Annotated in this window: 20 protein-coding genes and 1 pseudogene; 8 read left to right on the plus strand and 13 right to left on the minus strand. The window is 73.1% G+C overall.

Annotated elements, in window-relative coordinates; all coding sequences use genetic code 11:
• Positions 1-3 precede the first annotated feature (3 nt).
• The 3 genes from ACWIYF_RS18075 to ACWIYF_RS18085 are packed head-to-tail and all read left to right on the plus strand — an operon-like array spanning position 4 to position 3,468.
• A complete protein-coding gene (locus ACWIYF_RS18075) occupies positions 4-1,548 on the plus strand; it encodes an AMP-binding protein (RefSeq protein WP_448624211.1) in 1,545 nt (514 codons plus the stop codon).
• A 30-nt stretch (positions 1,549-1,578) separates the two neighbouring features.
• Positions 1,579-2,175 carry a histidine phosphatase family protein gene (locus ACWIYF_RS18080; protein WP_448624212.1) on the plus strand — a complete coding sequence of 199 codons (597 nt, stop codon included), beginning with the start codon at positions 1,579-1,581 and terminating at the stop codon, positions 2,173-2,175.
• Positions 2,176-2,235: 60 nt separating this feature from the next.
• A complete protein-coding gene (locus ACWIYF_RS18085; protein ID WP_448624213.1) occupies positions 2,236-3,468 on the plus strand; it encodes an aromatic ring-hydroxylating oxygenase subunit alpha in 1,233 nt (410 codons plus the stop codon).
• Between the two features lie 42 nt (positions 3,469-3,510).
• Here the strand turns inward: ACWIYF_RS18085 and ACWIYF_RS18090 are convergent, their stop codons facing one another.
• From ACWIYF_RS18090 to ACWIYF_RS18100, 3 genes are read right to left on the minus strand one after another with little or no spacing between them, the layout of a single operon-like run.
• Complete coding sequence (locus tag ACWIYF_RS18090; protein ID WP_448624214.1) at positions 3,511-4,323, minus strand: ThuA domain-containing protein; 813 nt, start codon at positions 4,321-4,323, stop codon at positions 3,511-3,513.
• Between the two features lie 6 nt (positions 4,324-4,329).
• Positions 4,330-5,094, minus strand: coding sequence for an SDR family NAD(P)-dependent oxidoreductase (locus ACWIYF_RS18095; RefSeq protein ID WP_448624215.1), 765 nt, complete (start codon positions 5,092-5,094; stop codon positions 4,330-4,332).
• Positions 5,095-5,115: 21 nt separating this feature from the next.
• Positions 5,116-6,153, minus strand: a complete 1,038-nt coding sequence (locus tag ACWIYF_RS18100; RefSeq protein WP_448624216.1) for an NADP-dependent oxidoreductase — start codon at positions 6,151-6,153, stop codon at positions 5,116-5,118.
• Between the two features lie 247 nt (positions 6,154-6,400).
• Between ACWIYF_RS18100 and ACWIYF_RS18105 the strand changes: the two genes are divergently transcribed.
• Positions 6,401-7,180, plus strand: coding sequence for an SDR family NAD(P)-dependent oxidoreductase (locus ACWIYF_RS18105; RefSeq protein WP_448624217.1), 780 nt, complete (start codon positions 6,401-6,403; stop codon positions 7,178-7,180).
• Positions 7,180-7,668, plus strand: coding sequence for a nuclear transport factor 2 family protein (locus tag ACWIYF_RS18110; protein WP_448624218.1), 489 nt, complete (start codon positions 7,180-7,182; stop codon positions 7,666-7,668). Before ACWIYF_RS18105 ends, ACWIYF_RS18110 begins: the two co-directional genes overlap by 1 nt.
• A gap of 13 nt (positions 7,669-7,681) precedes the next feature.
• On the opposite strand, the gene ACWIYF_RS18115 is transcribed toward ACWIYF_RS18110, so the two are convergent.
• Complete coding sequence (locus tag ACWIYF_RS18115) at positions 7,682-8,308, minus strand: TetR/AcrR family transcriptional regulator (protein ID WP_448624219.1); 627 nt, start codon at positions 8,306-8,308, stop codon at positions 7,682-7,684.
• A 131-nt stretch (positions 8,309-8,439) separates the two neighbouring features.
• Here ACWIYF_RS18115 and ACWIYF_RS18120 point away from each other — a divergent pair, with 131 nt between their 5' ends.
• Positions 8,440-8,991: a TetR/AcrR family transcriptional regulator gene (locus ACWIYF_RS18120; RefSeq protein WP_448624220.1), complete on the plus strand. Its 552-nt coding sequence runs from the start codon at positions 8,440-8,442 to the stop codon at positions 8,989-8,991.
• 33 nt (positions 8,992-9,024) lie between these two features.
• Positions 9,025-9,798, plus strand: a complete 774-nt coding sequence (locus ACWIYF_RS18125; RefSeq protein ID WP_448624221.1) for an SDR family NAD(P)-dependent oxidoreductase — start codon at positions 9,025-9,027, stop codon at positions 9,796-9,798.
• Between the two features lie 5 nt (positions 9,799-9,803).
• On the opposite strand, the gene ACWIYF_RS18130 is transcribed toward ACWIYF_RS18125, so the two are convergent.
• The 9 genes and pseudogenes from ACWIYF_RS18130 to ACWIYF_RS18170 form a co-directional block, all read right to left on the minus strand.
• Positions 9,804-10,265 (minus strand): nuclear transport factor 2 family protein, encoded by a 462-nt coding sequence (locus ACWIYF_RS18130; RefSeq protein WP_448624222.1) that lies wholly within the window; start codon positions 10,263-10,265, stop codon positions 9,804-9,806.
• Positions 10,262-11,173 carry a TIGR03619 family F420-dependent LLM class oxidoreductase gene (locus tag ACWIYF_RS18135; RefSeq protein ID WP_448624223.1) on the minus strand — a complete coding sequence of 304 codons (912 nt, stop codon included), beginning with the start codon at positions 11,171-11,173 and terminating at the stop codon, positions 10,262-10,264. The genes ACWIYF_RS18130 and ACWIYF_RS18135 overlap by 4 nt, the downstream gene beginning before the upstream one ends.
• Positions 11,170-12,939, minus strand: coding sequence for a PEP-utilizing enzyme (locus ACWIYF_RS18140; RefSeq protein ID WP_448624224.1), 1,770 nt, complete (start codon positions 12,937-12,939; stop codon positions 11,170-11,172). Before ACWIYF_RS18140 ends, ACWIYF_RS18135 begins: the two co-directional genes overlap by 4 nt.
• Positions 12,936-13,790 carry an SDR family NAD(P)-dependent oxidoreductase gene (locus ACWIYF_RS18145; RefSeq protein ID WP_448624225.1) on the minus strand — a complete coding sequence of 285 codons (855 nt, stop codon included), beginning with the start codon at positions 13,788-13,790 and terminating at the stop codon, positions 12,936-12,938. The genes ACWIYF_RS18140 and ACWIYF_RS18145 overlap by 4 nt, the downstream gene beginning before the upstream one ends.
• Complete coding sequence (locus ACWIYF_RS18150) at positions 13,787-14,977, minus strand: aromatic ring-hydroxylating oxygenase subunit alpha (protein ID WP_448624226.1); 1,191 nt, start codon at positions 14,975-14,977, stop codon at positions 13,787-13,789. Before ACWIYF_RS18150 ends, ACWIYF_RS18145 begins: the two co-directional genes overlap by 4 nt.
• Positions 14,978-14,996: 19 nt before the next feature.
• Positions 14,997-15,347, minus strand: coding sequence for a putative quinol monooxygenase (locus ACWIYF_RS18155; protein WP_448624227.1), 351 nt, complete (start codon positions 15,345-15,347; stop codon positions 14,997-14,999).
• 17 nt (positions 15,348-15,364) lie between these two features.
• A complete protein-coding gene (locus ACWIYF_RS18160) occupies positions 15,365-16,495 on the minus strand; it encodes an aromatic ring-hydroxylating oxygenase subunit alpha (protein WP_448624228.1) in 1,131 nt (376 codons plus the stop codon).
• A gap of 94 nt (positions 16,496-16,589) precedes the next feature.
• The gene (locus ACWIYF_RS18165; protein WP_448624229.1) at positions 16,590-17,636 is read right to left on the minus strand and encodes a Rieske 2Fe-2S domain-containing protein; all 1,047 of its coding nucleotides are present in this window, start codon (positions 17,634-17,636) and stop codon (positions 16,590-16,592) included.
• A pseudogene (locus ACWIYF_RS18170) lies at positions 17,633-18,628 on the minus strand (PDR/VanB family oxidoreductase); the annotation flags it as partial. The pseudogene ACWIYF_RS18170 and the gene ACWIYF_RS18165, both read right to left, overlap by 4 nt.
• A 138-nt stretch (positions 18,629-18,766) precedes the next feature.
• On the opposite strand from ACWIYF_RS18170, the gene ACWIYF_RS18175 reads away from it, so the two are divergent.
• Positions 18,767-19,177 carry a nuclear transport factor 2 family protein gene (locus tag ACWIYF_RS18175; RefSeq protein ID WP_448624230.1) on the plus strand — a complete coding sequence of 137 codons (411 nt, stop codon included), beginning with the start codon at positions 18,767-18,769 and terminating at the stop codon, positions 19,175-19,177.
• Positions 19,178-19,220: the final 43 nt, after the last annotated feature.

Genomic DNA, 19,220 nt, shown 5'->3' on the forward strand with positions numbered 1-19,220 from the left:
GCCGTGCAGCGACTGGCAGGCATCGGGGCCCGGGCCCTCGAGGACCCGGACGGCGTCGCGCTCGTCGACGACACGAGCACGCGGACGTGGCGCGAGGTGGCCCGCGAGGTCGACGCGGTCGGCGGCGAGCTGCTCGCGGTGGCGCCCCGGCCCGAGGACCGCGTGGCGGTGGTGGGCGAGAACGTCGCGCCCACCCTGATGGCCCACGCGGCCGGGATCCTGGCCGGCGTCGGGACGGTCGCGGTGTCCCGCCAGCTCACCGCCGCGGAGATGGCCGACCAGTTCCGCGACGCCGGCGTCGTCGCCGTCGTGACCGGGCCGGCCGGCCTGGCCGCCGCCGTCGGCGCGGCCCGCGAGGCCGGGGTCGCCACGGTGGTCGTGCACGGCACGGACGACGTCCCCGAGGGCGCCACCGCCTGGCGCGCCTGGACCGACGGCGGCCGCACGCTGCCCGAGTCCACCGACCGCCCGGCCAGCCCGCCGCTGGTCTACACCTCCGGCACGACCGGCAAGGCCCGCGGCACCCCGGTGCGCTGGGCGCCGACCACGGTCGCCTCGGGCGCCGAGTACGCCGCGGTGCTCGCCGGCCGCTCCGGCTTCCCCGAGGGCCCGCACCTCGTCGTCGGCCCGCTGCAGCACAACGGCCCGCTGACCTCGGTGCGCCACCTGCTCTCCGGCCGGCCGGTGGTGGTCCTCGGCCGGTTCGACGCCGAGCGGGTGCTGCAGCTGATCGAGCGGCACGGCGTGACCTCGTCGGTCATGGTGCCCACCCACTTCTCCCGGCTGCTCGCCCTTGACCCCGAGGTGCGCGGCCGCTACGACGTCTCGAGCCTGAGCTCGGTGGCGCACACCGGGTCGGCCTGCCCGCCGGACGTGAAGCGGGCGATGATCGACTGGTTCGGCCCGGTGCTGGTGGAGAGCTACGGCGGCAGCGAGATCGGCACCGTCTGCCGGATCACCAGCGAGGAGTGGCTGGCCCACCCCGGCTCGGTCGGGCGGGTCGTCGAGCCGTTCGAGGTCGTCGTCCTCGACGAGGACGGCAAGGAGCAGGGGCCGGGCGAGGTCGGCGTCCTCGGCTTCCGGACGCCGCCGGGCCGGGAGGTCAGTTACCACGCCGACCCCGAGAAGACCCGGTCGGCCTACCTCGCGCCGGGGGTCGCCACGCTCGGCGACGTCGGCTACGTGACCGAGGACGGCTTCGTGTACATCACCGACCGGGTGGCCGACATGGTCGTCTCCGGCGGGGTGAACCTCTACCCGGCCGAGAGCGAGAAGGTGCTGCTGCAGCACCCGCAGGTGGCCGACGTCGCGGTGATCGGGGTGCCCGACCGTGACCTCGGTGAGGCGCTGCGCGCGCTCGTCGTCCCCGGGGATCCGGCCCCGACCCCGGACGAGCTGGCCGCCTGGTGCCGGGAGCGGCTGGCCTCCTACAAGTGCCCGAAGGGCTACGAGCTGGTCGAGTCCCTGCCGCGCAACGTCATGGGCAAGCTCGACAAGCGTGCGCTGCGCAAGCCGTACTGGGCGGGCGACCGCACGATCGCCGGCTGACCGCGCGCCATCCCCGCACCGAGAGGCACCATGACCGACCTGCTGCTCATCCGCCACGGCCTGCCCGTCTCCGGGGTCGTCCAGCCCCCGCTCTCGCCCGAGGGGATCGAGCAGGCCCGTCGGCTCGGCACCTGGCTCAAGGGTGAGGACGTCGACGTGCTGGTCACCAGCCCCATGCGCCGGGCCCGGGAGACCGCCGACCTGATCGCCGGCGAGATGGGCCGGCAGGTGGACGCCGTCGTCGACGACCTGCGCGAGTGGGACACCGACCTGCCGCCGACCGCCTACACCGCGATCGAGGAGATGGGGCCGACCAACCCCCGCGCCGTCGCCATCGCCGAGGGCCGCTACGACGACTTCGTGCCCGAGCTGGACCGGGAGGCGTTCCGGCGTCGGGTCGCCGGCGCCCTCGGCGAACTGCTCGACCGGTGGCCGGACACCCGGATCGCCGCCGTCTGCCACGGCGGCACGATCAACGCGATGGTCGGCGGGGTGCTCCAGATCCCGGCGCTGTTCTGGGTCAACCCCGGCTACACGTCGGTGACCCGGCTGCGCCGGATGCCCGGCGAACGCGTGGTCGTGGTGTCGGTCAACGAGACGGCGCACCTCGTCGCGACCCGGGATTGACCCAACCGCTCCCAACTGTCATGGTGAAGTTATCTATATGACTTCGTCCCGGGAGCTGCCATGACCTCCGTCGTCCCCGACTACGTCCCCGGCCTCGAGCTCGACCTCGCCGACCGCGAGGACGCGCTGTCCCTCGTCGACCGGGTGCGCGCGCTGGTCGACGGGAAGACGACCGACCAGGCCGGCAGCACGTGGGTGGAGCCGGTCGCCAACTACCTCGACCCGGCGCTGTTCGAGGCCGAGAAGGCGCTGCTGTTCCGCCGGGTGCCGCTGCCCCTCGCCCTGTCCTGCGAGCTGGTCGGGCCCAACAGCTGGAAAGCGATCGACGTCGCCGGGACGCCGGTGGTCATCACCCGGGACGCCCAGGGCGCGGTGCACGCGATGCTCAACGTGTGCCGGCACCGCGGCGCGGAGGTCTGCCCCGCCGGGCTCGGCCGCAGCCGGACGCTGACCTGCTCGTACCACGCGTGGTCCTACCGGATGGACGGCGAGCTTGCCGGCGTCTACGGGGCCTCGACCTTCGGCGACTTCGACAAGGGCGCCCGCGGGCTGGTCCGCCTGCCGGTCGAGGAGCGGCTCGGCCTGATCTTCGTGTGCCTCACCCCGGGCGCCGAGATGGACCTGGACACGTGGCTCGGCGACGTCGCGCCCGTGCTCGCCTCGCTGCGCCTGGAGGAGACCCACCACTTCTCCACCCGGATGATGCCCGGCCCGAACTGGAAGGTGGCCGTCGAGGGCTACCTGGAGGGCTACCACTTCGCCTCGCTGCACACGAACACCGTGTTCAAGACCAACCTGGGCAACACCGCGGCCTGGGACTCCTTCGGCTGGCACCAGCGCAACGCCTTCGCGCTGCGGCCGATCGCCGAGCTGGGGGACACCCCGCGCGAGGAGTGGGACCCGGCCACCCTCATCGGCCCGATCGTCTGGCTGTTCCCGGGCTTCGCGATCGCCGGCGGCCTGCGCGACCGGATCGCCGTCGCGTTCCCGCTGCCCGGGGCGACGCCGACCGAGTCGATGACCGAGCAGCGCATCCTCACCCGCACGCCGCCGTCGGACGACCGGGACCGCGAGGAGGCCGAGTTCGCCCGCGACTGGTTCTACGACGTCACCTACGGCGAGGACTACCTCACCGGCTACGGCGTGCAGCGCGGGATGCCGGCCATGGCGGAGCAGACCATGATCTTCGGCCGGAACGAGCCGGGCGTGCAGCACCTGCACCGCGCGATCAACGCGGTGATGGCGCAGCACCACCAGCCGCCGCACCCCCTCCCCCGCACCGCCCAGGAGTGAGCCGCCAGGGGGCCGAAATGGCCACTTCGGCCCCCCTGGCGGTCAGGTACGGGCGGGTTCCTCGGCGGACGACGGGACCTCGCCGTAGAGGCCCCAGGCCAGGCACCGCTCCAGCACGGTCTCGAACTCCGGGAGCACCCAGCTGCCGCGGTCGGTGCGGCCGAGGTCGTCGACCCCGAGGTCCTGGACGTCGAACCGGCCGCGGGCGTGCCCGAGCGTGAAGTAGCAGACCGTCCCGGCCCCGGACCGCTTGAGGTACAGGACGGGCCGCGGCTCGTCGTCGGTGGTCTCGCCCTCCTCGAAGCCGCGGCACGGCCCGGTCCACCTGGTGTGCAGCAGCACCTCCAGCGGCGGGTGCAGCTCGCTGATGTAGAGCTCGTCGGTGACCTCGAACGGCTGGATCCCGCGCACCAGCGGATGGTCGGCGCTGGTCAGCTCCACCCGGTAGGGCGCGATCGGCGGGTGGCCGAGGAACTGGCTGCCGAGCACCTCGGCCACCGGACCGAGCGCGCGGGGCGTGCGGAAGATGCGCTCACCGTCCAGCGGCGGGGCGTCGATGGCGGAGTTGGTGCCGTGCAGCGCCAGCCAGCGGCCGCCGGCCTCGACCCAGTCCACGAGCCGGCGCTGCTGGTCCGGGTCGGGCCGCCGGTCGCAGGTGTAGGTGATCAGCAGGTCGGCGCCGGCCAGCGCGTCCCCGGCCGACGCGCTGCCCGTCGCGTAGTCCTCGAACACGCGGGTGCGCGCCCGCTCGTGCCGCCCGAGCAGCTCGAGCAGGCGCAGCCGCGCGTAGTCGAAGTCGTGCCAGCGGCCCCCGCACACGAGGACCACGTCCAGCCGCCCCGCGGGCCCGGCCATGGCCGGCTAGAACTGCACGCGGGTGACGATGCCGCCGTCCACCACGAGGTTGACCCCGTTGGTGAAGCCGGAACGTGGGCTGGCCAGGAACGCGACCGCGGCGGCGACGTCCTCGGCCCGGCCGTAGCGGCCGACCGGGATCTTGGCCAGCACCTCGTCGTAGACCTCGCGCCGGCCCTCGCGGATCTTCTCCCAGTCGCCGCCGGGGAACTCGATCGGACCGGGCGAGACGGTGTTCACCCGGATGCCCTTCGGCGCCAGCGCCCGCGCCTGCGCGGCCGCGTGGTGGATGACCGCGGCCTTGATCGCCGAGTAGGCGTTGGGCGAGGCCGGGCGCACGGTGTCGAAGGCGTTGGTGGTGCCGATCGAGATGATCGCCCCGCCGCCCTGCCGCTCCAGGTGCGGGACGGCGGCCTCGATCAGCCGCACCAGCGGGATCAGGTCGCCGTCGAGGCTCTTCTGCCACTGGTCGGGCGCCTTCGACGCCCCGGCCGAGACGTTGGAGACGACGATGTCGAGCCCGCCGAGCTCCTGCGCGGAACGGTCGACGAAGGCGGTCAGCGCGTCGGGGTCGGTGACGTCGACCGGCTCGGCGTGCACCGTCGCGCCGCGCTCGCGCAGTCCGGCGGCGACCTTGTCCAGCGTCTCCGGTGTCCGGGCGCACAGCGCGACGGCGCAGCCCTCCTCGGCGAGGGTCTCCGCGATGGCCCGGCCGATGCCGCGGCTGCCGCCGGTCACCAGCGCCCGCTTGCCGGTCAGCTGAAGGTCCATGTCGTCCTCTCTCGGTTGGGTTCAGGCGTCCACGGACGGGTCGAGGCGGACGAGCATCTTCCCGACGTTCTCGCCGCGGAGCATGCCGAGGAACGCCTCGACGGCGTGGGCGAGGTCGTCGACGACGGTCTGCTTGGCCACCAGCTCGCCGCTGCGCAGCCAGCCGGCCACCCGGTCCTGGAACTCCGGGCGCAGGTCCTCGTGGTCGCGGACGATGAAGCCGCGCAGCGTGATGCGCTTGAGCACCGCCTGGATCAGGTGGTCGATGCTCGGCCGCGGCTCGTCGGTGTCGAACTGCGAGATCATCCCGCAGAGCGCGACCCGGCCGCCCAGCCGCATCGAGTCCAGCGCCGCGACGAGGTGGTCGCCGCCGACGTTGTCGAAGTAGAGGTCGATCCCCTCGGGCGCCACCCGGGCCAGGCCGTCGCGCACCCGCTCGGCGCGGTAGTCGATCGCGCCGTCGAGGCCGAGCTCGTCGAGCAGGAGCGCGGCCTTGCGCGCTCCCCCGGCACTGCCGACGACGGCGGACGCCCCGAGCAGCCGGGCGAACTGGACGGCCGCGGAGCCCACGGCGCCGGCCGCGGCGGAGACGAAGACGGCGTCGCCCTGGCGGAACTCAGCGGCGCGGACCAGGCCGGCGTACGCGGTGAAGCCGGTCTGCCCCAGGACGCCGAGCCAGTGCGGCAGCGGCGCCAGCTCCGGATCGACGACCGTGGCGGTGGCCGCGTCGACGACGGCGACGTCACGCCAGCCGAGCCGGTGCCGCACCCACGCGCCGACCGGCACGCCGTCGGCCCGGCTCTCGACCACCCGGCCGAGCGCGGACCCGTCGAGCGGCTCGCCCACCCGGAAGTTGGTCGTGTAGTGCTTCTCGGTCTCCTCGAGCCGGCCGCGCATCGAGGGGTCGACGCTCATGTAGGCGTTGCGCACCAGCAGCTGGCCGCTCGACAGCTCGGGAACCGGCCGCTCCTCGAGGCCGAAGTCCTCTGCCCGAGGCGCTCCCGTCGGGCGCCTGGCCAGCGTGACCACCCGGGTCGGGGACGCGTGCGCCGTCGTCACCAGCCGGACTCCGCGCTGCTCGACATGGACCCTCCCCGGCGCGCCGACGCGCCCGGTGACCGGCGCCCGAAGCGCCTGAGGTTTGTTGACTCAGCGCAGAGTAACTGCTCCGCGCGCCCGCGCCTACCCCTGATCCGGAACTGGTCCGTTGGCTGCGCGAAGGGGCTGTTTCGTGAGAATGTGGCGTGCTTCACTGTAGTCCACCCCAAGAAAGTGCAACCGCGCCGCGGGCGCTGGAGGAGGAGACATGGCTCTGCTGCAGGACAAGGTCGCCGTCATCACGGGCGGGACGGCGGGGCTGGGCCTCGGCATCGGCGAGGCGTTCCTGCGCGAGGGCGGCAAGGTGGTGCTCAACGGCCGCCGGGCGGACAAGGGCGAGAAGATCGTCGCCGAGCTCGGCGCCGGTGACCGGGCCGTCTTCCGCCAGGGCGACGTCCTGAAGAAGGAGGACATCGAGTCGGTCGTCGACTTCGCCGTCGACCACTTCGGCCGGATCGACATCATGGTCAACAACGCCGGTGGCACCGCCGCCACCGCCCCCGTCGTGGACGTCACCGACGAGGACTGGGACCTGAACATGAAGTGGAACCTGTACTCCACCTTCTACGGGACGCGCCGGGCCCTGAAGTACATGATCCCGCAGCAGTGGGGCCGGATCATCAACATGTCGTCGGTCGAGGGGAAGCACGGCAAGCCGGTCCTCTCCGGTTACGTCACGGCCAAGCACGCCATCAACGGGCTCACCAAGGTCGCCGCCAAGGAGGTCGGCACCATGGGCATCACGGTGAACTCGCTGTGCCCCGGGCTGGTGATCACGGAGATCGTCCGGGAGAACGGGCCCCGGACGGCGGAGAGCATGGGCCTGACGTTCGAGGGCATGGTCGACCTGTTCGCGCAGGAGTCGGCGATCAAGCGACCGAACACCGTCGAGGAGGTCGCCGCGATGGCCGTCCTGCTCGCCTCCGACGCGGGCGCCGGCATCACCGGCGCGATGCTCTCCGTCGACGGCGGAACGGCCGCCTACTGATGACGGTCGAGGAGCTGCTCGCCGTCGAGTCCATCAAGAACCTGCGCGTCCTGGGCTCGCGGTACCTCGACTCGGGCCGGCTCGACGACCTCGTCGCCCTGTACACCGAGGACGCCGTCTGCGAGTTCGGCCCCTACGGCACCTGGCGTGGCCGCGACACGTTCCGCGACAACTTCGCCGCGGCCGAGGCGCCGTTCTACGCCAGCGGGTACTTCTCCAACCTGCACGTGGTCACGAACCACGCCGTCGAGCTCACCGGCCCGGACACCGCGACGGGCCTGGTCTACCTGCTCGACTTCGTCACCGGCGACCAGATGCGCGAGGGCGGCAACCCGCTCTACTGGCTCGGCGTGTACGAGGAGGAGTACCGGCGCTCCGGCGACGACTGGCGCATCTCACGGCAGAGTCTGCAGTTCGTCTGGCCGCAGCGGATGGTGGACGACGGCTTCCTGGGGCGGCAGACCACGTCCGCCCCGGTCGCCGGGTAGGCGGGGTCCTTCCTCAGTCGAGCGCCATGATCCGCAGCGAGACCTCCTCGAGGGCGGCCCGCAGGGCCCGCGGCGAACGCCGGCTCAGCGGGCCGCCGTCGAGGCGCATGGGATGGATCGCGATGAGCAGGCTGATCAGGGTGCGCACGGAGAGCCGGGTGGCGGCATGTGCCGCCTCCGCGCTGCGCAGCCGCCGTCGTCCGGCCTCCTGCCGCGCGTAGACGAACGCCCGCTCGATGTGCTGCTCCTCGAACTGCACGCGCAGCAACTGCGCCTGCCGGGTGGCCCCGGGCAGGTGGCTGTAGAGGATGCGGGCGTGGTCGGGGCGGGTCTCGATCCAGTCCCACACGGCCGTGATGATCAGCGGCAGCGCGCCGCCCTGGTCGCCGTCGGGCCGGGCGTTCTCCACGACCTCGTCCAGTTCGCCGATGACCGACTGGAGCGCGACGTCGAACAGCTCGTCCTTGCCGGCGAAGTGGTAGTAGACCGCGGTGGGGACGACGCCGGCCTCCTCGGCGACGTCCTGCACGCTGGTCTCGGCGAACCCCGTGCGGGCGAAGACCTTGATGGCGGCGTCGATGATCTCCTGCCGCCGGGACGGCCGGTGGGCGGGCAGCTTCGCCGGCAGCCCCCCGGTCATCTCCACTGCCTCCGCACGATTGAGCACCAGATCCCCCGTCCTGACCCCGTGAACGCTCGGGGACCATCTAGTGTCGCACTGTGATCGCTCGTGACAAGCGTCCGGCGCATCGGCCATCCCGTCGGGCGACGGTGGTGCACTCCGCGATGGAGCTGTTCGCCTCGCAGCGGTCGGACGCCATCACGGTCGCCGAGATCGCCGAGGCGGCCGGGATGACCTCCGCGGCCGTCTACTACCACTTCGCCTCGAAGGACGACATCCTCCTCGAGGGCCTGCGGTCGCTGGGCGAGGCGCTGGTGACCGAGGCACGCCGGGCGCAGCAGGACATCGCCGCGCGCGGGGCCTCGATCGGCGAGCTCCCGGTGCGCCTGATCCAGTGGATGGACGAGCGGCGCGCCGAGTCCACCGTCTGGTTCGTCAAGTCCGCGGGGGTCAGCCTGGCGGTCGAGCAGCTGCGCCGCGAGGTCCGCGGTGACCTGATCACCGTGTTCACCCGCGCCGCCAAGACGGCCCGGGACAGGATCTCGACGGCGGAGGCGGCGGTGGTGGCCACCGCGCTGCTCTCGCTGCTGGAGACCTCGGCGACCTCGTGGCTCACCGAGGACGAGTCGCTGACCGGGCTCGGGCATAGGAAGTTCCTCGAGGAGACCTCACGGCTGGCTGAGCGGATCGCCGGCGTGTGACCGCAGTTACTACTCTGCCACTACAGTAAGAAGATGAGCAGTACTTCTGTCGCGGGTCGTCGGCGGCTTGCCGTCGTCTCGGGCGGTGGAACCGGCATCGGCCGGGCGTGCGCGGCCGCTCTCGCCGACGACGGGATCGACGTGGTCCTGCTCGGCCGCCGGCCGGACGTGCTCGACGACACCGCGGCCGAGCTCGACGGCCGGGGCGGCGCCACGGTGCGGGCCCTCCCCTGCGACGTCAGTGCGCCGGCCGGGGTGCGGGCGGCCGTCGACGAGCTGCGCGGCCTCGCCGACGTGGTCGACGTCGTGGTGAACAACGCCGGAGCCGCCGCGACCCGCCTGCCGGCGGACGCGCCGCTCGAGGACGTCGCCGAGGCCTGGTCGCAGGCGTGGCAGGGCAACGTCCTGTCCGCCGTGCTGCTCACGACCGCGCTGGAACCCCTCCTCGCCCGTCCGGGCGGCCGGGTCGTGCTGGTGGGCTCCCGCGTCGCCGTCACCGGTGGCGCGACCCCGGCGTACGTGGCGGCGAAGTCCGCGCTCAACGGCTGGGTGCTCAGCCTCGCCGCCCGCCTCGGGCCGGACGGGGTCACCGCGAACGTCGTCGCACCCGGCTACACGTGGACCGATCTCGTGGCCGGCCGCATCAGCCCCGAGCGGCACGCCGCCCTGCTGACCGAGATCGCGGCGGGTCGCCCGGCGCAGCCGGAGGAGATCGCGGCGGTCGTCCGCTTCCTCGCCGGGCCGGCCGCCTCGTACGTCAACGGGCAGGTGCTCGGCGTCGACGGCGGGCCGCGGCCCCCGACCTGAGCCGGTCACCGCGTGGCCACCGCGTCCGCCGCGCGGGCCAGCATCTCTTCGTCCCCCTCCTGCCAGGTGACGGTCAGCGTCACCGCGCCGATCAGCCAGCCGCCGTCCGCGGGGACGAGCCGGTGCACGTAGTGCCCGCCGAGGGTGTAGCGCGCCCCGTCGAGGAAGTGGTCGGCGCGCATCGACGTCCGCACGCGGACGGCGTCGCCGTCCGGCTGCAGCCATGCGTTGACCAGCACGTGCTGGGTCGCGTCCAGGCCGGGGAACAGCCGGCGGGCGCGGTCGACCCAGTCGTCGGCGGGCATCCGGCCCCGCGACCCCGGCCGGTAGGAGGTGTAGTCGACGTCGATCTCGTCGGTGAACACCGAGCGGTAGAGCGGCCAGTCGCGGCCGTCGATGCCGTGCGCGAACCGGGCCAGGACGTCGAGGACGGCGGCGCGGTCCTCGGCCGACGGCCCGAGGGTCACCGCGCCGCCGCGAGCAGGGGCTCCAGGCGCTTCGGCAGCGCGGCCCACGCCTCGGGCGAGTCGACCGCACCGTCGAAGTTGGCGTCCACGATCACCTGCGCGATCCCGGCCTCCCGGGCCCGGCCCACGTCGGCGGCGAGCTCGTCGACCGACAGCGGCCGCAGCCCCCGGACCGGCACCGGCGGCACGGTGTAGACCCGCGAGTAGATCTCCAGCGGCGGGCGGTCGGCGGGCCGGCGCTCCCGCAGCTGCGCCGCCGTGGCCAGGATGTCCTCCAGCGCGCCGGAGGCGGGGTTCCAGATGTCGAACCGCTCGGCGGTGCGCCGCAGGCCGGCCTCCGAGCGCATGCCCGAGAGCAGCCGCGGGCGCGGGCGCTGCAGCGGCTTCGGGCGCACGTCGGAGGTCGGGATGTCGAAGAACTCCCCGGAGAAGCGCACGGGGTCGGGGCCCCAGCACGCCTCCAGGGCGTCGAGCATCTCGTCGAGCCGCCGGCCGCGGGTGCGGGGGTCGACGTCGGCCTGCCGGTGCTCGTCGTCGGACCAGCCCACGCTGAAGCCGACGACCAGGCGCCCGCCCGAGAGCAGGTCCAGGGTGGCCAGCCGCTGGGCCAGCTGCACCGGACGGTGGTAGCCGGCGACCAGGACGCTGGTGCCGATCTCCGCCCGGGTGGACCACGCGGCCGCCATGGACAGGGTCTCCAGCGCCGACAGCGTGGTGCGGTAGGCCTCCGGGACGGCGAGGCCCGGCCGGGCGGCGTACCCCGAGACCGGTTCGTGCGGGAAGAACATGTGCTCCTGCACCCACAGGCCGCCGTACCCCAGCTCCTCCGCGCTCTCCACGAACGAGCGCAGCGCGTCCCGGGTGACGTGCCCCCCGAGCTGGGGCAGGCACAGGCCGACGGTGGTCACGGCACCTCCGCCGGGACGGCGTCGATCCGCACCGTGCCCGCGGTGCCGTCCACGGTGAGCAGCATGCCGTCGGTAAGCAGCGACGTCGCCCCGGTGACCGACAGGACGCACGGCAGGCCGACCTCGCGGGAGACGACGACGGCGTGGCTGTTGAGCGCACCCATGTCGACGACCACCGCGCCGGCCACCAGGAACAGCGGCGTCCACGCGGCGTCGGTCAGCGGCGCCACCATGACCTCGCCGGGCTCGAGCGCCGCGGCCGCGGCCAGGTCGCGCACCACCCGGGCGCGGCCGGTGTAGGTGCCGGCGCTGCCGCCCACCCCGGTGAGCACGGTGCCCTCCTCCGCCGTGGCCTCCGGCGGGCGCGAGCGCCGCTTCCACTCCGACAGCGGCGGCAGCTCGTCGGCGATGATGAACGGCGGCTCGAGGTCGAACAGGGACTCGTACCCTGCCAGCCGCTCGCGGATCACCTCCGTGAAGGAGTCCGGGTCGGCCACGTAGGCGTCCAGCTCGTCGGCCAGCAGCATCGTGACGTCCTCGGGCTCGGACAGCCGCCCGGCGGCGACCCCGCGCCGGCCGAGCTCACGCACGGCCAGCCGCACCTCGTTGATGACGACGGCGCTGTTGGCCTTGGTCTGCTCCCGGAGCGGGATGGTGTCCTTGGCCGACCGCAGCGCCACCTCGAGCGTGCCGCGCGCCCCCTCGTCACCGGCGAGCAGGGTGCGCAGCTCGTCGGAGACGGCCTGCCGCCGCGCGGACAGCCGGGCGGCGCGGGCCTGCGGCGAGCCGTCGTCGGGCGAGGCGCGCAGCGAGTCGACGTGGGCCAGCGCCTGGATCGGGTCGGCGTCCCACGACCGGGCGCGGATGTCCCACTCGTTGGGCCCGCGCATGCCGTACTCGGCGAGGAACTCCGCGAACGCGGTCTGGAAGCCGGCCAGGTCGCCGTCCGCCCCCTCCACCAGGGCACGTGCGACGGCCTGCGGCCCCTCGTCGAACAGCGCCGACAGCTGCGCCGAGCCGCGGACCAGCCGGGACAGCTCCCACAGACCCACGCTGGGCGAGGCCGACTCGACGTCCCCGAGCCCGGAGATGAGCTCGAGCAGCAGGTCGGGCCGGCCGACCTTCGCGCACAGCTGCGCGAGCATCGCCTGCCCGACCGTCGACGCCAGCGACGAGTAGTCGTGCCGGGCGAAGGCGTTGTCGAGCTCGCCGAGGAACGAGCGGGCGTAGGCGACGAGCTCGGCCTCGGACATCGCGGCGAGGTCGGGCCGGTCCCGGCGCAGCTCGCGCACCCGCCGGCTGTCCTCGTCGATCTCCGGGAACTCGGTGCGGCCGAGGATCTCGCCGATCGTCCGCGCGGACTTGGCGCTGCACGCCTCGTTCACGTCGTCCGGGTGCGGCCGGTACGGCGGGGCGTCCGGGTGCGAGCCGAGCAGGGCGGCGTCGAACTGCTCCACCGTCTGCCCCATGCGCAGGCCCATGAGCCGCATGTGCGACAGGTTCAGGTAGAAGTAGCCGCCGAAGAGCCCGGCGACCGGCGGCGGGTCCTCGGGCAGCTCGCCCTCGGCGTAGACGCCGAAGTCGACGAAGCCCCGCAACCAGCCCTTGAGCAGGCCCTGCTCGAACACCAGCGTCCAGCCCAGCGGGCTGCACGGGTCGGGCAGCACCTCACCGGCGTTGGCCCGGGTGTAGTACGGCAGGCGCTCCCAGCGGTGCGAGTCGGTGATCCAGCGGTCCATTCCCTTGTCCACCAGCCCCCGGCTCACCAGGGTGAGGTTCCGCCGTCGACGTTGATCGTCGTCCCGGTGACCCCGCCGCCGGCCTCGCTGCACAGCCAGACGGCGCAGGCCGCGACCTCCTCCACGGTGTTGAGCCGCTTGATCATCGACTCGTTCGCGTAGCCCTGCAGGAAGTCGTCGTAGGAGATGCCGGACTGCTGGGCCACCAGCGGCCCGACCTCCTGCATGAGATCGGTCTCGATCGCACCGGGGCAGATCGCGTTGCAGGTGATGCCCTGCTGCGCGTACTCGAAGGCCGTCGCCTTGGTCAGGCCGTTCATCGCGTGCTTGTTGGTGATGTAGTGGCTGACCATGGGCTTGTTGGCCATCTTGCCCTCGACGGAGGACATGTTGATGATCCGGCCCCAGTTGTTCTCCAGCATGTAGCGCAGTGCCCGGCGGGTGCCCCAGAAGGCCGCGTTGAGGTTCCAGTTCAGCGCCTGCTGCCAGGCCTCGTCGGACAGGTCGCCGATCAGCGCCCAGCCCGACGTGCCGCCGGCGTTGTTCACGATGATGTCGAGCCGGCCGTAGCGCTCGTGGGCGAAGTCGACCAGCGCCTCCACCTGGTCCTGCCGGGTCGCGTCGCACGGGAAGAAGTCGGCGCGGTCGCCGGCGCCCATCTCGGCGAGGGCCTTGCGGCCCTTCTCCTCGGTCCGGCCGCTCACCACGACGCCCAGGGCGCCCTCGGCCAGGAACGCCTCGGCGATGCCGCGGCCGATGCTGCGGGTGCTCTGGGTGAGCACCGCCACCCGGCCCTCCAGCTTGCCCCGGCGGTCGACGGCCGCGTGCGGGGCGACGTCCTCGATCTCCTCGATGTCGGTGGTTCCGCCAGCGCTCATGACAGCTGCTCCTTGATGGCACGGTGGAAGTGCTGCACCCCGGGCTCGTTGCGCCCGAAGACGAACTCCTGGTCGGTCATGGCCGCCAGGCCCCGCTGCACGCCGAACCCGGCGCCGTAGTCCTCGTCGAGGACGACGTCGTGGAACCAGTCCCGGGTGTGGTCGGCGTTCTTGCGCTCCTCGTCGTCCAGCGGCTCGCGGCGGAGCAGGATGTGCTGCTCGGTCTTCGAGCTGTCCCAGGTCCGCCCCGGGAAGACGAACGACACCGCGACCTGCTCGCGCCAGCCGCCGGCGATGGCCAGCCCCGGGAACAGCCAGAAGATGGCGCCGACACAGCGGCGCGGGTCCCAGCTCTCCGGCGGGGTGTCGACCGCCTCGGCGATCGGCCGCAGCGCGAACGCGTTGCGCTGGTGCGGGCCCCAGGAGTCGAACGCGGCCATGTTCGACAGGTTGGTGCGGAACACGGTGGTGCGGTGCAGCGAGGCGAAGTGGTAGCCCTCCAGGTAGCCGTCGACGACGACCTTCCAGTTCGGGCCCTCGAGCATCCGCGTCGAGTGGTGGTAGCAGCCGCCGAGGTCGAGCGCCTCGAGCAGCTCCAGCAGCGCCGGCTCGATCCACGCGTCGAGGTCCAGCTCCCCGCCGGGGGTCAGGCAGACGAACACGATGCCGGCCCGCTCGGCCACCGGCAGCCGGCGCAGCCCCATGTCGCCCCGCTCGACCGGGCCGAACGTCTCCTCGCCGTAGACGCCGGTCAGGCAGCCGGCGAGGTCGTAGGACCAGGCGTGGTACGGGCAGGTGAAGCGGCGGGCGTGCCCGGTGCCCTCGGGCACGAGCTCCGCGCCGCGGTGGCGGCAGGAGTTGACCAGCGCGGTGAGCTCCCCGGTGCGGCCGCGGGTCACGATGATCGGCGTGCCGACGACGTCGAGCGCCTTGTATGAGCCGGGCGTGGGCAGCTCGCAGGACAGCGCCACCGGCAGCGGCTTGGTGCGGTGGATCGCCTGCACTTCGCGCTCCCACAGCTCCGGGTCGCGGTAGTTGCGCACCGGCTCGCGCCACTGCGACTCCACCATGTCCGTCGTGGTGGCGCGGTAGTGCTCGACCAGGCGCGCCATGACGTCGAAGGCGTCCTTGCGGACCGCCGGGTTGGTGAAGTCGATGCCGGATGCGTAGCGCGGGACGGCGGTCATGGGGCTCGTCTCTTTCGTCTCAGGTCGCCGCAGCGGGAGCGGACGCGGACCCCATCGGACGGGAGGCCGCGACAGTGTGGTGGGTCATCTCGCGGCCGGTCCTGGTCAAGCCCGAGATGGCGGAGCGCAGGTCCTGCACGTGCGGCAGCGTGAGGTGCTCGGTGAGCGCAGCGTCGCTGGTCCAGTGCTCGAAGACCCGGACCCGGCCCGGGAGATCCGGGTCGGGGGTGAACGCGTAGTCGATGCAGCCGGGCTCCTCCCGGCTCTTCGCCACCACGACGGCGAAGGCGCGCAGCGCGGCCTCCCGGTCCGCCGGGTCGAAGTCGATCCAGCCGGCGACGATGACCGCGGGGCCGTCCTGGGATGCCACGCCGACCGCCCTTCCCGTCAGGCGTCCAGCATCTGCTGCACGACCTGGTGGAAGTGCGTGATCTTGCATTCGTGGTCGTTGAAGCGGTTCTTCTCGTACGCGGAGGACTGCTTGGTCGCGCCGACCTCCTGGTAGATCTCCACGTCCTCGGCCACGACGTCCTTGAGCCGGTTCCAGTGCTTGTTGACCCCGGCGAGGTACTCCTCGTCGCCCTGCGGGTCGTACTGCAGCTCCCACGTCTCGAACCGGGTGCGGTCCACCGCGAGCGGCACCGCGCGGAAGAGCTGGATGTGGTTCGGGTTGTTGTTGAACACCGCGGTCGGGAAGACCGTGTAGTGGCAGATGGCCAGGCTCTGGTGGTCGCGGGTCTCCTTGAGCCGGGGCAGCACGCCCTTGTACGGGACGATCATCATCCCGTGCGGGCCCCAGTGGAAGAAGGTGCTCTCGCGGCCGTCCTTGGCGTCCTGCGCGGGGACCTTGTGCAGCGCCGGGGCGTGGTAGTTCTCGTTGAAGCCGTCGATGACGACCTTCCAGTTGACCGGCAGCTCCCAGACCAGCTTCTCGACGAGGATCATGTCCTCCATCCGGTAGGCGCCGAGGTCGCCCACCAGATCCTCGCCCAGGTACTCCACCAGCGGCGGAGCGACCCCGGGGCCGGCGAGGACCACCCACACCCAGCCGCCCCACTCGTCGCACTCGACCGCCGGGGCGGCGAGCCCCTCGAGCTGGGAGGGCGCGAAGTCCTCCCGGTCGGGGACGCCGAGCACGTTGCCCTCGAAGTCGTAGGTCCAGTTGTGCCAGCGGCAGGTGAACCGGCGGGCGCCGCAGCCGGACTCCTTCACGATGCGGGCACCGCGGTGCATGCAGACGTTGTGGAACCCGGCGACGCCGCCGTCGCGCCGGCGGGTGACGACGATCGTCTCGCCGTGGCCCTCCCAGACGACGTGGTCGCCGGCGTTCGGGATCTCCGAGGAGCGGCAGACGATCTGCCAGGTGCGGTTGAGGACCTTCTTGCGCTCCTGCTCGTAGCGCTCCGGGTCCAGGTACACCGACGCCGGCAGCTCCGACGGTTCGGCGTCCGGAGGCAGCAGCGGCACGCCGGGGCCGTGCCGGTACGGCAGGTCACCTCGGGTGGGGACGAAGACCACGGAACCCTCCGGAAGACGGGGTGACAGGGCGACTGCGGCCGCTGTGACCTGGGGCACGATCCGCGGCCGACGATTCCCGAAAGCGTAGTCGGTGTCAAGTAAGTCGGCGGGGCCGCTCCTCGTCGACGAGCCGCCGCACGAGCTGCTCCGCGCGCACCGCGGCGGCGTCGGCCGCGGCGTGCACGCGGCGTCCCGGACCGTCCCGGTCCACGGTCTGCTGGATCGCCTCCAGGAGCGGCTCGTCCTCCTCCATCGTGCGTTCGTGGATCCGGCGCAGGGTGTCGTCGACCTCGCGGTCGCCCAGGGCGTAGTCGCGCGCCGCCCACCAGTGCACCCGGGTGGCGCCGGGGTCGATCGGCGTGAACGCGCGCACGAACACCGAGCGCAGCACCACGCCGTCCGCCTCGATGCGCATGTGGTCGACGTGCATGGCCGGCGAGACGAAGACGCCGGACTCGTGCTGCACGGCCCGGGTGTCCGGGGGCAGCCCGGTGGCCGCGCTCTGCCAGGTGGCGATCGGCGCGGCCGGGAAGGTGCGGGCGTAGGACACCGACGTCTCGGTGACCTCGATCTCCAGCGGGGGCGGGCCCTCGAGGTAGCCGCGGGGCGAGGTGTCGGGGTGCACGTACGCGAAGTGGGTGCGGTCCAGCGCGTTCTCGTGCAGCAGCTGGTAGCCGGCGGCCACCGTGCGGCTGCCGCCGAGGACCGACCAGGCGGCGTCCTCCAGCCACGGCACCCGCGGGGGTGCGGCGGTGCCGGCGCGGCGGGGGTCGCCCAGCCAGATCCACACCAGCCGGCCCTCCTCGCGCACGGGGTGGCTGGCCACCGCCGCCCCGTAGGGCACGTGCTCCTGCGACGGCACGAGCACGCAGGCGCCGGTGCGGTCGTAGGTGAAGCCGTGGTAGCGGCAGACCACCTTGTCGTCGACCAGCCGGCCCATGGACAGCGGCAGCGCCCGGTGGGCGCAGCGGTCGTCGAGCGCGACCACGCCGCCGTCGCTCGTCCGGTAGAGGACCACCTGGCGGCCCAGCAGCCGCCGGCTGATCAGCTCGGCTCCCACCTCGTCGGCGGTGGCGGCCAGGTACCAGCAGTCGAACGGGTAGTCGGCCGCGGGCTCCCTGCCGCTGCCCGGGCCGGTCACAGGTCCAGCACCAGACGCGGGGAGTTCGAGCGCGAGACGCAGATCATCATGAAGTCGCCCGCCTCCTTCTCCTCCTCGCTGAGCAGCGAGTCGCGGTGATCCGGGGAGCCTTCCACGACGGCGGTCTCGCAGGTGCCGCAGACGCCCTCGAGGCACGACGACAGCGCGTTCACCCCCGCCTCCTGCACGACCTCGAGGATCGAGCGGTCCGGCGGCACGGTGACCGTGATCCCCGAGCGCTGGCAGACCACCTCGAAGCCGGTCGCCGCGGCGCCCTCGGCCACCGGCTTGGCGGCGAAGCGCTCGACGTGCAGGCTGCCCGGCGGCCAGGCCGCGCAGCGCTGCTCGACCGCCTGCAGCAGCCCCTCGGGCCCGCAGGCGTACACCAGCGTGTCCGGCCGGGGCTCGAGGATCGTGGCCAGGTCGAGCAGGCCGTGCTCGTCCTCGGGCCGCAGCACCACCCGGTCGCCGTAGGCCGCGAGCTCGTCGCGGAACGCCATCGAGCCCGACCGGCGCCCGCCGTAGAACAGCGTCCAGTCCGCCCCCGTGGCCTCCGCCTGCGCCACCATCGGCAGGATCGGGGTGATCCCGATGCCCCCGGCGATGAACAGGTAGCGATCCGAGGCCACGAGCGGGAAGTGGTTGCGCGGGCCCCGCACCGGCAGCCGGGCGCCGGCCTCCAGCCGTTCGTGGACGAAGCGGGAGCCGCCGCGGCCGCCCTCGTCGAGCAGCACGCCCAGCCGCCAGCGGCCGCGGTCGGCGGGCGAGCCGCACAGCGAGTACTGACGGGTCAGCTCGGGCGAGAGCACGAGGTCGACGTGCGCGCCCGGCGTCCACCCCGGGAGGTCCTGACCGTCGGGGTGCTCGAGCACGAGGCTCACGACGCCGTCCGCGACCGGCGTCCGCTCGGCGACCACGAGCTCGTCGACGTGCTCGGAGTAGATCGTGGCCATGGCCGTGGTCGGCTCGGCCGCGGTCATGGGCCGTCCCCCTCGTTACTCGACTGCGAGCACAGTAAGTGTCGCCCGAGTGTGGTCGTGGGCACGACCGGCGTCAACCGGACCACCTGGCACGTCCGGCGTCCGACCGCCAGAATGAGCGCCGACGACGGCGCCGGCGGAAGGTGCGACGTGGACGAACGGATCGCGCTCGTCGAGGCCCTGTTCGCCGCGTGGTCCAGCGGCGACGCGGACGCACCCCGGCCCTATCTCACCGAGGACGCCGTCCTGGACGACGTCATCGGGGGCGTGTACCGCGGGTGGCCGGCGATCCGCGCCTACTTCGCGCGAGGCCTGGCCAGCTGGCCGGATCTGCGCCTGGAGCCGACCGGCGAGTGGTGGAGCCGGGACGACGGACTCGCCTTCACCTGGGTCATGTCGGCGACGGTGTCCGACGACCGCTTCGGCCCGGGGACGGCGGGGCGCCGGTGGCAGGCGCCCGGCATGAGCTACGTCGTCCTCGACGGCGACCGGGTCCGGCTGGAGGTCGACTACCACGACGGCGGCTCCCGGGCCCGCTCCCTGCAGACGCCCGGTTCCTGAGGAGCCCGGACGGGTACCGGACCCCAGCCGGGCACGGCGTCAG

Source organism: Geodermatophilus sp. URMC 64 (genome assembly GCF_053502555.1).